Here is a 255-nt window from a genome sequence, read left to right on the forward strand (position 1 = left end):
GGTGAAGCCGGGACCCGACGCTCGACGGTTCCGAGGCGCGCATGGTGGAAGGGCTGCTGATCCCGGCGCGGCGTTCGGCTACACGTCGCACATCAACATCGACCGCCGGTTCCGCTTGATCCGGCGCTTCCTCGTGACCGACGCAGCACGGCATGACGGCGCGCCGTTGCCGGGCCTGCTCAATCCGGACGCCTTCGACAGCCGGGTGTGGGCGGACAGCGCCTACCGCTCGAAGGCCAACGAAGCGGCCATCGC

General features: G+C 69.8%; 1 protein-coding gene. It reads left to right on the forward strand.

All coding sequences use genetic code 11. The features are described 5' to 3' along the window. Positions 1–255: transposase (locus tag EJ903_RS26735; RefSeq protein ID WP_210211594.1), on the forward strand; the 255-nt coding region annotated here is incomplete at both ends.

It is taken from the genome of Azospirillum griseum (assembly GCF_003966125.1).
Lineage (GTDB): Bacteria > Pseudomonadota > Alphaproteobacteria > Azospirillales > Azospirillaceae > Azospirillum > Azospirillum griseum.